This is a genomic window from Paenibacillus zeirhizosphaerae (assembly GCF_030705605.1).
GTDB lineage: Bacteria > Bacillota > Bacilli > Paenibacillales > Paenibacillaceae > Paenibacillus > Paenibacillus zeirhizosphaerae.
Genome location: NZ_JAPCKK010000021.1, coordinates 60,978 through 75,015, shown reverse-complemented (window position 1 = coordinate 75,015; position 14,038 = coordinate 60,978). Strand labels below are relative to the sequence as shown.

The window sequence follows — 14,038 nt, the reverse complement described above, 5'->3', positions numbered from 1 at the left end:
AAGAAGAGTAAAGAAAAGGTCAAGGACAAAAACCGTCCTTGACCTTTTGTGTTAGTGAAAAGAGAAGGAATGACTCCTAACGAAATAGGGCCCCTCTATATAATAGACAGGATGATTACCGGTTCACTACCTCTTCCTCAAATCGTCCGATGTTATCATTTGTACCGATGATGACCATGATGTCGTCGCGATGCAGCTTATCCATCGCTGTAGGCGCGATTAGCACCCCGTTGCTGGTATGAATCGCCACGATGCTGCAACCAAAGCGGGTCCGTGTATTCAACTCGGACAGCGTTTTGCCATTCAGACATTCCGGCACATTTAATTCCGCGATCGTGTAATCCTTGGACAATTGCAGATAGTCAAGCAGATTGGGGGTGACCAACTGGTGAGCGACCCGCACGCCCATATCCCGTTCCGGATATACGATGCGGTCCACTCCCAGCTTTTCCAGCGCCCTTCCGTGCAGCTTGGAGATCGCTTTGGCCACAACGGTCTTAATGCCCAATTCCTTCAATAGAATGGCTGCGAGAATGCTCATTTGGATATCATCTCCGATCGCCACGATGCCGCAATCCATATTGCGGACCCCGATGGAGCGGAGAAGCTGCTCATCGGTGGCGTCACCAACCACGACATGGGTCAAATGCTCGCTCATTTCCTCCACGACATCTTCATCCCGGTCGATGCCGAGCACCTCACACCCCATGTCCATAAGCTGCAACCCCAGGCTGGAGCCAAAACGTCCCAAACCGATAATCACGAACTGCTGAGTCTTCATTGCTGATCTGTAACTCCCTTATCCTATAATCATTTTGCCTTCCGGGTGACGGTATAGCTCTTTGCTTTGTTTTTTGCCTAGGGCGTAAGCGAGCGTGATCGGCCCGAGCCTGCCGGCAAACATCGTGAAGCTGATCAATATTTTGCCGATAAGCGTCAAATCCGGTGTCAGTCCCATCGAAAGTCCGACCGTTCCGAAGGCGGAGGTCGTTTCAAACAGAATCATCAAGAAATGATGATCCTCAGTGGTCGTAAGAATCATCGTGACGGTGATCACGAGAAACAGGGCCAGCAGTGTGATCGTCAGTGCTTTCAGAATACGCTCTTGCGCCAAGCGGTACCGGTAAATCACGATATCTTCCCTTCCGCGCACCATGGACACTACAGCCCCCGCCATGATCGTAAAGGTCGTCGTCTTAATGCCGCCCCCTGTTGAACCCGGAGAAGCGCCGATGAACATCAATATAATAATGAAAAACTGAGTTGCCTGCCGGAGTCCTGCAATATCCAGCGTGTTGGCGCCTGCTGTACGCGGCGTAACCGACTGGAACAACGAAGCCAGAATTTTGCCTGACCACGGGAGCCCCCCCAGTGTCTTCGGATTCGTCAATTCAAAGACGAAGATAACCAGCGTTCCCGTTATGATAAGAATGGCTGTCATCGTGAGCACGACTTTGCTATGCAGGGACAGCTTCTTTTTCTTGCGGTACTCCACCAGATCCGACATGACCACAAAACCGATACCGCCCAGGACGATCAGCAGCATGGCCGTGAAGTTAACAACCGGATCGTTCACATAGCCCGTCAAGCTGCGGAATTCGCCAAACAGGTCAAAGCCCGCATTGTTGAACATCGAAATGGCATGCCATACCCCGAAATAAATGGCCCTGCCTACAGGCATATCAAAGGACCAGCGGATCGCGAATACCGTTGCGCACACCGCTTCAATGGTCAGCGAGTACAGCAACACCTTGCGGATCAGGGCGACAATGCCCTCCATGGAGGTCTGATTCATCGCTTCCTGGAGAACCAGCCGTTCCTTAAGTGATATCCTGCGTTTGAACACAAGCGCAACCAGGGTGGCCATCGTCATGAAGCCCAAGCCCCCGATTTGGATTAACAGCGCGATGACGACCTGCCCAAATACGGTAAAGTCCCTCCCTGTATCCACCACGACCAGCCCGGTCACACATGTGGCCGACGTAGCCGTGAACAAGGCATCAATAAATGGAAGCGGCACCCCCGTTGTGTTAGATATCGGCAGCATCAGTAGCCCAGCTCCGAGCAAAATAATAAGCGCAAACCCGCCCACAAGAATACGCGGCGGAGACAGACGCAGCCACTTCAGTTTTGGAATAATCATGCTACACCCGCTTATAAGTTAAATTGAGAAAAAACCAACAAAAAAAGACACCGGAAAACCGAGTGCCTGACCAGGTTCCTGCTTGCAGCCTACGAGGTTAGCTGACGGATTCGGACAGCAGAAATCGCCCTATTCGGACCCGGCCATTGACCGGATGCGAAATTCACCCCAATATAATGGTTCCCCCGTATTCAAAAGAAATTCGGCTTCTTATGCAATTGCAAACAAATTATAAACCTTCTCCTTGTACATCACAAAAGATGGTTTTCATGAAAATAACTCAAATAACGCCAATTCAGAGCAAAAGAAACGCTCTTGCTGCAGTGAATCCCACATTATCGTGGTCTTTCACCCTTTTCATCGTGTTTGCATGCACACATGAATCGATTGGCGGTTCATAGAGCACTATGTTAAGTTAAAGTGGTCCATATGAAGGAGGTATTAGATGAACCCCACTGGAAAACCGGTTACACTTACCGCTGATTTCAAAAAATTGAGCATCCTTGGCATCATCGGACTCGCCGTGTTTCTGCTATTACAGGTGCTGCTGCCGGTCCTCTCATCTCTAGGCCAGAATCAGCAAACGGATGTCATCAGCAAACAGAAGGCTGTTGAGAACGCTGCGGCCTTCGCAGAGTCCGTCCTGGGTTATCAAGGCTTAACAAAGGAAATTCCCTCCCCGGCCTATGTAGCGCAGTCTGAACTGTACGGTTATCTTTCCCGGGAGCAACTGCTCCCCGACTATAATCGGCAGTGGATCGGAAAATATCCTTATGAATTTTATCGGGTAAGCCTTCCCGACCCTGCAGAGGACCGTACCCTGCTGGTGGATGTAAGTCTGCAGACAGGCAAGCCCGCCGGTTTTATGATCAACAGCGGCAATGCCATGTACAGCAGCACCGAAGCGCTGCCGGAAGGCCAACAACGGAGCCAGCTTATGCTTATGTACGAAGCAGGTCTGTCGCTGGCAGATAAAACGGCGCTGGCGGCGCCTCTGTTGAAACAAATGGGATATAGCACAGAGAATTTGACCGTGCAGACCCGGGAAGGCGAGGCCGGCCTTATCTATGAGGATGAAGGAAGCATGATTGGCGAGGCCGTGCTCCAGATCAAGCTGACCTTTGAAAATGGGGACGTTCGTTCCCTGGAGTCCTCGTTTACCGTCCCTCCTACCCACACGGCGTATGTGGACCGGCAAACGAGGTTAGCAAACCTTTTATACTATATCGGCTACATGCTGTTTTCCTTTGTGCTCGGCGTGCTTGCCGTGGTGTACAGCAGTCTGACCCGCCGTCATACCTCGTTTACCCGCGGCATTGTTATGAGCATCGTCTATTTTGCCATTTCGGTATTCATTCTGTTCAACATGATGCCTTATTTGCAGACCCAATCCGTCAACAAGGACGCTCTCATTTTCAGCATTGGCCTGCAAACCATTTTCAATCTGATGATGGGTGTCATCCTCTACTTCTCCCTGGTAGGAGGCAACGGACTTTGGAAGCAGGCCGGCTTTAATCCTTGGCCGCGTGCGAAGGAGCCGGGGTATGGCTTATACGTGCTGCGCAGCATGCTCACAGGATATTTGTGGGCCTTCATCCTGCTAGGAGTCCAGTCCATCATCTTCGTCATCCTTAGCCTGTTGATCGGGAGCTGGTCCACGATTGATGAAACGCAGTCGCCATACAATATGACCTATGCCTGGCTGCTGCCTGTCATGGCCTGGATGGCCGGAATCGGGGAAGAAGCAGTTTACAGGCTGTTCGGAATTCCGATGCTGAAAAAGATCGTTCGCAGCACGCTTGCCGCCAGCGTCATCACCTCACTCATCTGGGCTTTCGGACATACGCTGTATCCGATTTACCCTGTCATTACCCGTCCGATTGAGCTGCTGTTCCTCGGGCTGCTGTTCAGCTTTATTTTTCTCCGCTATGGATTTATTGCCGTCATGTTCAGTCATATCGTATTTGATTGCATCCTGATGGGAATCAGCCTGATAGCGATGGGAGATAGCATCAACATCGCCGCAGGAGTCATTGGCATGCTGCTTCCGGCGGCTGTCGGTTATATCCTGTACCTCTTCAACCCGACCAAAAAAAAGAAGCCGTATATTACGACTCCTCATCCTGAAGGGCAGCTATAATTTGTCTGGCGAGCTTATCGCCGATCGAAAGAGGCCGGAAATCTTCAATGCTGGCCTCTTTTATTTTTTTTATGGACCCGAAATGCTTGAGCAGCATTTTGCGCCGCTTTTCCCCGATACCCGGAATCGAGTCCAGTCTCGAGGTCACCATGGACTTGCCACGCTGTTCCCTGTGAAAGGTAATGGCAAAGCGGTGAACCTCCTCCTGGATACGCTGGAGCAGGTAAAATTCCTCGCTGTTGCGCGGAAGCGCCACCGTCTCCGGCGGATCGCCGACCAGTAGCTGGGACGTCTTGTGCTTGGCATCCTTGACCAGGCCGCATACCGGGATGAACAGACCCAACTCATGGTGCAGGACATCCACCGCAGCCGAAATCTGACCGCGTCCGCCATCCACCACAATCAGATCAGGCATCTCCAGGTTTTCCTTCAGCACCCGCTCGTAGCGGCGTCGTACGACCTCACGCATCGTTTCATAGTCGTCCGGCCCTTGCACAGAGCGGATCTTGTACTTGCGGTATTCCTTCTTGGCTGGCTTGCCATCGATGAACACCACCATTGCGGATACCGGATTGGCGCCCTGTATATTGGAGTTATCGAATGCCTCCACACGATGCAGGCTTTCAAGACCGATCGCGCGCCCCAGATTATCCGCCGCCTTGGACGTTCTTTCCTCATCCCTTGCGATCAGACGGAACTTCTCATCCAATGCGACCCGGGCATTCTCGGTCGCCATGCTGATCATCTGGCGCTTCAGCCCGCGCTGCGGGATCAGCACCTTGACGTCAAGCCACTGCTGCAGCGCGGCCGCCGCCGTGTGAGGTTCCTCCAGACCGCCTCCTGCCAAAAGCTGTGAGTCTTCCTCAGCCTGCTGTAATGTGCCCTCACCGATCGTATAGGAAGCAGCCGACTCCGCTACCTGGTCAGCCCGCGGCAGGTCCGATTCCACTGCTTCCCGCCGTTCCCGGGAGGCCATTTCCTCCGCGAACGGCGCATCCGGCAGCAATATTTCCTGCGGCAGCGCCGGATTGTCGCTGTAGTATTGGGTCACGTAAGAAATAAAGTCATTGTAAGGTTCACCGTAGAACGGGAATGTCGACATATGTCGTTCTATCATTTTACCCTTGCGGACGTACAGGATCTGCACACACATCCAGCCTTTGTCTACGGCAAAGCCGAATACGTCACGGTCCCTCGTATCCGCCGTCGTAATTTTCTGCTTCTCCATCATCGCCTCGATGCTGATAATCTGGTCGCGCAGCTCCTTCGCACGCTCAAAATATAGCTCCTCCGCCGCTTCCTGCATTTTACGCTGTAAATCCTTCTTAATTTCCTCATGTCCCCCACTGAGGAAGGAGCTGATTTCCTGGCCGATCTGCTGGTATGTCTCCTGGCTAACCTCGTACACACATGGCCCCAGGCATTGATTCATGTGATAGTACAGGCAGACTTCTTTGGGCATGGCCCCGCATTTGCGCAGCGGGTACATCCGGTCCAGCAGCTTCTTGGTCTGATGGGCCGCATAAGCATTAGGATAAGGTCCGAAATACTTCGCTTTATCTTTAAGCACTCGCCGTGTAACCTCAAGACGCGGATGCGGTTCATTCGTAATTTTGAGGTAAGGAAACGTTTTGTCATCCTTGAGCAGCACGTTGTAACGCGGCTGGTATTTCTTGATCAGATTGCATTCAAGAATGAGAGCTTCCATGTTGCTTGCAGTGACAATGTATTCAAAATCACGGATTTCCGAAACCAGACGCTGCGTCTTTCCGTTATGACTGCCGCGGAAATAGGATCGCACCCGGTTTTTCAATATCTTGGCCTTACCGACATAGATGATGGTGCCTTCCCGGTTCTTCATCAGATAACAGCCCGATGAGTCCGGAAGCAGCGCCAGTTTATTGTTGATGTTCTCCAACGCCTTCTCCTGCTCCCGCAGGGCTTCCGCATAGGGTTCCATTTCGCCGGGTCTCTCCTCCCATGATGGACTATTCTTCATTTCATTTGAGTATAATACGAAAAAACGCCCCCGGTTATAACAACCGGAGGCATTCAGCAGGCCCTGGTGCGCCAGAGGTCACTTGCTGACCCCGGATTCCGGGTGCTGTTACTGATGCTTGCTAATCATATTTTTCAGCGCTTCTTTGGAATTCAGACCAATAACTTTATCGACGGGCTGGCCGTCTTTGAAAAAGATCAGAGTCGGAATACTCATAACGCCGAAACGGGAAGCGGACTCCGGATTTTCGTCCACGTTCACTTTCGCGATCTTTACGTTGTCACCAACTTCTGCGGACAGTTCCTCCAGAATCGGAGCAATCATTTTGCAAGGACCGCACCATGGAGCCCAAAAATCAACAAGAACCGTTCCTTCACCTTCAACTTCTGTATTGAAAGACTGATCGGACACATTCACAATAGCCATTGAAATTCCTCCTTCTAGGAAATCTTATTTAATAAATAAGCCGTGTCTGAAAGGACACTCCCTACATTATAGCACACAATTAATTCAATAGTAAGATATCTCAAATCATTACGAACCACGCTGATTTTTGCCTTTTACGGTGACCACATCCACGAACGGACGAATTCGGTCCATCAGGCGCTGCCCTTTGTACAGCTCCTCTCCATCCCGGCTTGTAAAGCTTAAATGCCGCTCAAGATCCTGAAGGGAGTAATTGGAGGTATAAAAAGTTGGCTTGCGGTTCATGCGGTAATTCAGAATAGAACCCAGGACATGGTCCCTCACCCATGGACTCAAATTCTCCGCTCCGATGTCGTCAAAGACCAGCAGGTCGCAATTTTTGAGCAGATCCGTCGTTTCCTTCAGCTTCTGCCCTTCCTGGATCATCGATTTCAAATCTTCGACAAAATCCGGCATATAGACGATAACTCCATTATACCCGGCCGCCGCCAGTTCATGCAGCATGTACCCCATCAGAAACGTCTTTCCGGTGCCAAACGAACCTTCAAGATACAGCCCCTGAGTTTGAAGTCCATGCTCCTTCGTATCCGTGATATACCGAAAGATCCGATTCACCGCTGAGACCCGCTGCATATCCTTGCGGGCAATCTCCACCGCATCATAACCTTCACGAAGCGCCCTCTCATCGACGTAAAAGCTGCGAATCCGTTGCCTCACCTGCTGCTCATGTTCATAAGCAAGCTGGAGGCCGCACGGGGTCCGTGAATCCACAATCTGCGGCTGTCCGTTGATCTGCTCCACCGTAAGGTTGCAGTAATGCCCCTGAAAATCATTCGGGCAGCGCTCCAGCCCCGGACATTGGCTGCAGTTGCGGCGGTCCCGCGCATATTGGTACAGACGGCTCATATTCAGACGTAGCTGCTCCTCCTGCAAATCCGGGTGCTCGGAATGAAATTCCCGCACCAGCGGATCGTTCATCACCTGCTCGGCAATGCTGCGGGAGCGCTGGCGGAAGGAGGGGCTTTGCAACTGCTGCAGCAAGTCTCCCATCGATTCCATGACTTGATCTTCCTTTCTGACTTTCCATTATTAACTGTTTTTTCGTCCAGCCTGCATCTGTTCCGCCATGCGGAGCGCTTCCTCCAATTCCTCTTCCGACACCGGATCTCCTCCGGACTGATTCTGAATGACCGGGATCGCGGGCTTGCCCGAGGTACCCTTATATGATGCACGCGTGCGCGGAGCACCGGCGGCCTGCTTGCCTTTTACCTTCGCCTGGTCACGTATATACTCAACAGCCTTCTCATAGGTATTGACCTGCTTCAGCAGCATATTGGAGGCAATAGCCTCCACAAAATTGCGGTTGATCCGCTGCTCATTGCCCGTTGTAAGCAGGGAAACCAGATAATGGATCAGCACGTTAATGACCTCGCCGGGCAGCTTATAGCTTAAATCAAGCTTCTCAAATATATCCAGCAGATTACCTGGAACCGTGCCTGGGAAAAAGGTTTGCAGGAGCCGGTTATACGGCTCATTGCGAAGCATCATATTATACTGGTGGATATCGCATTTATCGACAAACTGCGGAGGCACCTCCACATAAAATTCCATTTCGACCGGCTGCTCGTCAGGCAGCTCGTCCAGCACAGGATTAAACTCCTGCCGGAGGGCCACCACCTTAGCCGCCTTGACCCGCTGCTCTTCCTGCCTTTTCAAATCCTGTCTGAATTGCAGACTGGCCTTGTACTGCAGTTCGTCCAGCAGCAGCTCACCCTGCTCGTTAAAAATTCCGTCCTCATCCAACAAGCGGCTGATGTCCTGGGCCGTCAGGGAGTATTTGCGGGCGACATACTTCACTTCCCCAAACTGCTCGTGATCGAAACGCAGCCGCTCCACATGCTTGCGGTTAATGGACTCCCGCGGAAACCGGAGGATAATATCCGCATAGTTGATGCTGTCCTCCTCTTCCAGAGGAACTGTCCCCTTTTGACGTGATACGGACACTTCGGATAGAGCCTGCTCAAGCTCATAATCGATGACATGGGTATTGAGCTCAAACAGCTCGTAAAAGGGAATAGAAATGTTCTCCTTGCTGCGGGTCATGTTCGCCCACTCCACCGTCTCCTCGCTCCAAAGGGAAGAACGCAGGGACAGCACCGCGAACTTGCCAATTTTGTCGCGCAGCAGCAGTGTAAGATGCTGGGTGCGGAAAAATTCCGGTGGCGAAAGCGGCGGCTGCAGCTCATATTCATACATATAATCATCCGCTTCAGGCACGTACAGGCGTGAGGTCTGCAGAAGACCGACCGCCTCCAGCCTGGAGGTCTGCTCGATCAGAAGTTTGCGCCCTTTCTCGCTCGGCTCCAGACCCAGCGTCAGAAACAGGCCGCGCTGCTGCTCCGGCGGCGAATACCCAATCCGGCCCGCGGGAACCTGCTGGAACAGCAGCCGATACAGACTGATAGCAAATGCGCCTACTAATGGCTGATATACCTGGCCGAGCATTACCTCATCCATCGTGCTGAGGCCAAACTCCCGGTATACGCAGTAACGGTGGTTTTCGGTGAAATGCAGCAGGTTCTTCATGCGCATTGTTTAATCTTCCTTTCCTGACATCACGTTCTCCAAGATGTTTTACTATTCTATCATACTTGCGTCTCTCTTAGATGCGGAAATAAAGGTAAAAGTGCGGTATTTTGCCTGCCGTATTCGCCCACATTCGCCAAATTTCACGAATTCGGCTTTTTTGGAGATTCCGGGTGACGCATTGTTCATTATTCCTTCATTTGCCCGGCCGCTTTCAAATGGGATAGAATGGGAGGGGTGAAACTTGCCAAGAACAGGAGTGAACGTGAATGAATCAACCCGCATCAACTACAAATGAAGCGGCAGCCACATTAGAAGGCTGGTATGCGCTCCATGATTTCCGGTCCATCAACTGGACAGCCTGGAAAGCGGCTGATGACGAAGAACGCGCCGGCGCATTGGACGAGCTGAATGACTTTGTAAAGGAATGGTCCAATATCGAAGCAGCGGGAAGCGGCAGCTCAACCGCTTATGCCATCATTGGACAGAAGGCCGATTTCGTGATGATGCACCTGCGCGAGACGCTTGAGGATTTGAACAAGCTTGAAACAGAATTCAACAAAACGACCTTTGCCAAATATACGACAAAAGCCTATTCCTATGTCAGTGTGGTGGAGCTGAGCAACTACCTGGGGGGCAAGGATGAGGACCCGATGCAGAATCCGCAGATTGTTGCGCGCCTGAAGCCGATTCTGCCGAAGAATCGTTACATCTGCTTTTATCCGATGAACAAAAAGCGTGATCTAAGCGATAACTGGTACATGCTGTCCATGGAGGAACGGAGAGGCATGATGCGCAGCCACGGTCTGATCGGACGCAGCTATGCCGGCAAGGTCAAGCAGATTATTACAGGCTCGGTCGGCTTTGATGATTGGGAATGGGGTGTCACCTTGTTCTCCGAAGATGCGCTCCAGTTCAAGAAGCTCGTATATGAAATGCGCTTTGACGAAGTGAGCGCACGATTCGGCGAGTTCGGCGCATTCTATATCGGCAGCCTGCTCGATGCGGAGTTGTTTGGGGAAATGATGAGACTGTAAGTAAAATATATACAAAGCCGTTCACGGATACAGCCGTGGACGGCTTTGTAGCTTGAAAGAGCTAGTTTTACTCAGAAAAACCGTCCCTTTTTCAGTACGAGCGGAATGCCGCCGATGATGAACAGGTACCGGATGTCAACTATTTTCTTAAGCTGCGCCGCCAGCCAGCCCTTGATCTTTCTTCTACCCACAATGGCGACCGCCTCGCCCCGGCCCAAGGAGGCGACCGTTCCTTTATTGCTGAATTTAAATTTTTGCGGCTCTTGACCACGGATGGCTGCGGCGATATTTCTCGCACAGGTGTCTCCCTGCTGCATCGCAATTTGCGCCGTTGGCGGATAAGGACGTCCTTCCGGGTTCATAAACACGGAATTGTCGCCGATCACATATACATGATCATGGCCGGGAGCCCGCAGATATTCATCGGCCTTAATCCGTCCGCGCATCACCTCAAGGCCTGCTGCCTCGATCAAATGATTGCCGCGGATGCCCCCGGTCCAAACGACCATGCCTGCCGGGATTTTCTCCCCTTCCCCGATAACGACGCCATCGGGCAAACATTCCTTAATCGGAACACCAATCCTGAAAGTAACTCCCTTGCGCTTCAGGACGTCCATCGCATATTCGACAAGCTCGGGATCAAAGCCAGGCAGCGCCGTCGGGGCTGCCTCCACATTAATGATTTTGATGTCATGCGGATTAATATCGTATTCCCTGCACAACTGCGGCAGGCGGTCCGCCAGCTCGCCCACAAATTCAATGCCGGTGAAGCCGGCCCCACCGACAACAAAGGTAAGCCTGGCCGGGTTGTTGTCATTTTTGTACATGGCTAGCTGGTAGGAAATATGCTCGCGGATCAGCCGCACGGAATTGATGCTGCGAATCGTCATCGCATTCTCCAGCATGCCGGGGATACCGAAGGTTTCAGGCTCGCCGCCAAGCCCCAGAACGAGATAGTCATAATCAAGGGAACCGTTATCCAGAATAACCTTCTTTTCCTCCAGCTTGATGGCCTGCACTGTGGATTTGATAAAAGCGACCTTGGACTCATCGACCAGTCTGGAAATCGGAACCCTGGCATGCTCAATCGAGTCCGTTCCCGCAGCAGGCATATGCAAGTGGGTCGTAATGTAATGGTAGTCATGACGGTTAACGAGCGTCACCTCGGCTTCTCTGTGTTTGAGCTCTTTCTGCAGGCGCTGGGCGGTCAGAATGCCTCCGTAGCCAGCACCGAGAATTACGATTTTGGGAATACTGCCCATATTGGATACCCCTTCCGGTTTCGTGGTACATCACTAAACTATGCAACAGCCTGCCGCGCGTTTATAATATAGAGAAATTGAATCAGACTTCGGCGGCTTAACCTGAGACATGAATGATTCAATGTACATTTCGGAGGTGTTGAACAAGTGACAGAGCAAACAACAGGTGCTAACATGAGCGATCTGGTTATTATCGGAGGTGGACCTGCGGGCTTATTCGCCGCTTTCTACGGCGGTATGCGCCAGGCATCCGTCACCTTAATAGAAAGTATGCCCCAACTTGGAGGCCAGCTTGCAGCATTGTATCCTGAAAAATACATATATGATGTAGCAGGTTTTCCGAAAGTGACCGCACAGGAGCTTGTAAATAACCTCGTGCAGCAGATGAATCACTTTAACCCGACGATTCGTTTGGAAGAAAAGGTGCTTTCGGTGGTGAAGAAGGGAGAACGGCACTTTATCGTTACGACCGATGCCGCGGAATATCACGCGAAAGCCGTCATCATCACAGCCGGCGTAGGCGCCTTTGAGCCTCGCAGGCTTGAGCTGCCGGAAGCGGCCCGCTTTGAGAAGAGCAATCTTCATTACTTTGTCAGTGATCTGAACCGCTTTGCCGGTAAAAAAGTGCTTATCAGCGGCGGCGGCGACTCGGCGGTGGACTGGGCGCTCATGCTGGAGCCCATTGCGGAACAGGTGACGCTGATTCACCGCCGCGACAAATTCCGTGCGCATGAGCACAGTGTGGAAAACCTCATGGCCTCCAAGGTCCAGGTCATCACACCTACCGAGATCACGGAGCTGCACGGGGAAGACCGGATTACTGAGGTTACACTGGCTCACGTCAAGACGAAAGAAACTCAAACGCTCGAAGTAGATGATGTTGTCGTCAATTTCGGCTTTGTTTCTTCGCTGGGACCAATTGCCGAGTGGGGGATTGAAATCGAAAACCACTCCATTGTCGTCGATTCCCGTCAAGAAACCAATATCCCCGGGCTGTTCGCCGCCGGTGATATTACAACCTATCCCGGCAAGCTGAAGCTGATTGCCGTCGGCTTTGGCGAAGCGCCTACGGCGGTAAATAACGCCAAGGTCTACATTGATCCTGATGCCAAGCTATCCCCGGGGCACAGCAGTAATATGAAGCTTTAAAATTAGGGCTACCCTAGCTTATGACGAGAAAGGGCGCTTTACTCCCATTTTCATCCTGGGAATAAAGCGCCCTTTCTATTCAGGTGTTCATCTGGCTGGCAGCATAAACGGACTTCCTCAACCTAAGCAACAGAACATGAAGACAGCTTATTGGAGAGCATAATCCGTAATGGTCAGATTTCTTCTGTAAATTTCCGCCAATAGCAAAGAGATGAAATCGTCCTCTAGTTCCAGCTCGATTGCCAAGTGATAGGATTCCAGCAGCATCTCGTCCGTCAGCATACCCATCTCCGACACACCTTTCCTTTTTTTTCCTTGCTCTTATTCTATCAAAATAGATAAACAGGAACAAGCGTTCTTGTTATCCACAACTAGTTGTGGAAATCCTGTGTACAGTTTGTTGGTAAGTCGTCCAAAGCTGTGATAACTAGCAGTGGATAATGTGGATAAAAATTATACACAGCCTTTCAGGAACAAATTCCGATAAAAAAATATATTAAAATTATTTTTTTTGCGATTATAAGGCCCCTTTGCTATTACTGGGGACGCGTATTGACTTCAAGAATCCATATTCTTCCTCGTCGGTCCAAGCCGTAGTCAAAGCCTAACTCTCCCACTCCAGGGAATTGTCCCTCCAGGACGGAAATACAAAGTCGGGTAAGCTCTCTCATTTCCCTGCGCTTGGCCGAAACTGAAATCCCTTTCAAAGACCTTCTCAGCCCCTCACGGCCTGGCAGTAAGGTACCTCCCTTGCATAGATTGGTGATCACCAGACCCGGGCGCGCTAGCCTGCCCACCATAGAGCGAAATTCCCACTGTTCTCCGTTCTTCACCGTCTTGATCCTGTAATCAATAGGTCTGCCCTGGATCGTGGCCAGTTCAATCCCCTGCTGTATAAGGTAAGGCCTTCTTAGTTTTATAGCGGACAGAACTTTCTTCAGCTCCTCAAAATGTGCGCAGTAGTACGTCTGGGATAGACGTGTACAATAGTACCCCGATGCATACCGGGCTACTTTGATCACTCCGTGCCCCCCTCCTCCCTTCACCGGCTTAATGAATACGAACTTGTACCGCTCCAGCATCCACTTCAAATGCTCGGGAGAATATTTTGCCGTCTGAGGAATATGGGCAGCGATGTATCCGTTTCGCAGCAGCGCCTCCGTCTTCAGCCATTTGCTTGCAAGCTGTCTAGCCATATGGCATCTCCTTTCCAGTTCCTCCTGCAATATAGATACTCAACATGTACATTTATTTCCTGTATGTTTGTCCAAAGCCCGGGCCTGTTTTGTCGACAGG

Annotated in this window: 12 protein-coding genes and 1 riboswitch; of the genes, 3 read left to right on the top strand and 9 right to left on the bottom strand. The window is 51.3% G+C overall.

Going from position 1 to position 14,038, the window contains the following annotated elements; genetic code table 11:
* Positions 1-115: 115 nt before the first annotated feature.
* Together OIN60_RS17085 and OIN60_RS17080 are read right to left on the bottom strand one after the other, a co-directional pair.
* A complete protein-coding gene (locus OIN60_RS17085; RefSeq protein WP_305756077.1) occupies positions 116-781 on the bottom strand; it encodes a potassium channel family protein in 666 nt (221 codons plus the stop codon).
* Between the two features lie 18 nt (positions 782-799).
* Positions 800-2,143 (bottom strand): TrkH family potassium uptake protein, encoded by a 1,344-nt coding sequence (locus tag OIN60_RS17080; protein WP_305756076.1) that lies wholly within the window; start codon positions 2,141-2,143, stop codon positions 800-802.
* A 71-nt stretch (positions 2,144-2,214) separates the two neighbouring features.
* Positions 2,215-2,361: riboswitch (cyclic di-AMP (ydaO/yuaA leader) on the bottom strand.
* 227 nt (positions 2,362-2,588) lie between these two features.
* On the opposite strand from OIN60_RS17080, the gene OIN60_RS17075 reads away from it, so the two are divergent.
* Positions 2,589-4,283: a CPBP family intramembrane glutamic endopeptidase gene (locus OIN60_RS17075; protein ID WP_305756075.1), complete on the top strand. Its 1,695-nt coding sequence runs from the start codon at positions 2,589-2,591 to the stop codon at positions 4,281-4,283.
* Here the strand turns inward: OIN60_RS17075 and uvrC are convergent.
* The 4 genes from uvrC to OIN60_RS17055 form a co-directional block, all read right to left on the bottom strand.
* Complete coding sequence (gene uvrC, locus OIN60_RS17070) at positions 4,252-6,243, bottom strand: excinuclease ABC subunit UvrC (protein ID WP_305756074.1); 1,992 nt, start codon at positions 6,241-6,243, stop codon at positions 4,252-4,254. The genes OIN60_RS17075 and uvrC overlap by 32 nt on opposite strands.
* Positions 6,244-6,390: 147 nt before the next feature.
* On the bottom strand, positions 6,391-6,708 hold the full coding sequence (gene trxA, locus OIN60_RS17065) for a thioredoxin (RefSeq protein ID WP_305756073.1): 318 nt from the start codon (positions 6,706-6,708) through the stop codon (positions 6,391-6,393).
* A gap of 108 nt (positions 6,709-6,816) precedes the next feature.
* A complete protein-coding gene (gene dnaI / locus OIN60_RS17060) occupies positions 6,817-7,767 on the bottom strand; it encodes a primosomal protein DnaI (protein ID WP_305756072.1) in 951 nt (316 codons plus the stop codon).
* Positions 7,768-7,797: 30 nt separating this feature from the next.
* Positions 7,798-9,300: a DnaD domain protein gene (locus OIN60_RS17055; RefSeq protein WP_305756071.1), complete on the bottom strand. Its 1,503-nt coding sequence runs from the start codon at positions 9,298-9,300 to the stop codon at positions 7,798-7,800.
* A gap of 263 nt (positions 9,301-9,563) precedes the next feature.
* Between OIN60_RS17055 and hemQ the strand changes: the two genes are divergently transcribed.
* The gene (gene hemQ, locus OIN60_RS17050) at positions 9,564-10,331 is read left to right on the top strand and encodes a hydrogen peroxide-dependent heme synthase (protein WP_305756070.1); all 768 of its coding nucleotides are present in this window, start codon (positions 9,564-9,566) and stop codon (positions 10,329-10,331) included.
* 71 nt (positions 10,332-10,402) lie between these two features.
* Here the strand turns inward: hemQ and OIN60_RS17045 are convergent, their stop codons facing one another.
* Positions 10,403-11,593 carry an NAD(P)/FAD-dependent oxidoreductase gene (locus OIN60_RS17045; protein ID WP_305756069.1) on the bottom strand — a complete coding sequence of 397 codons (1,191 nt, stop codon included), beginning with the start codon at positions 11,591-11,593 and terminating at the stop codon, positions 10,403-10,405.
* A gap of 147 nt (positions 11,594-11,740) precedes the next feature.
* Between OIN60_RS17045 and OIN60_RS17040 the strand changes: the two genes are divergently transcribed.
* Entirely contained in the window at positions 11,741-12,742 is a 1,002-nt protein-coding gene (locus OIN60_RS17040) for an NAD(P)/FAD-dependent oxidoreductase (protein WP_305756068.1), read from the top strand.
* Positions 12,743-12,889: 147 nt separating this feature from the next.
* On the opposite strand, the gene OIN60_RS17035 is transcribed toward OIN60_RS17040, so the two are convergent.
* Together OIN60_RS17035 and OIN60_RS17030 are read right to left on the bottom strand one after the other, a co-directional pair.
* Positions 12,890-13,030, bottom strand: a complete 141-nt coding sequence (locus tag OIN60_RS17035) for a sporulation histidine kinase inhibitor Sda (RefSeq protein ID WP_305756067.1) — start codon at positions 13,028-13,030, stop codon at positions 12,890-12,892.
* 248 nt (positions 13,031-13,278) lie between these two features.
* Positions 13,279-13,938: a YheC/YheD family protein gene (locus OIN60_RS17030; RefSeq protein WP_305756066.1), complete on the bottom strand. Its 660-nt coding sequence runs from the start codon at positions 13,936-13,938 to the stop codon at positions 13,279-13,281.
* Between the last annotated feature and the right edge of the window lie 100 nt (positions 13,939-14,038).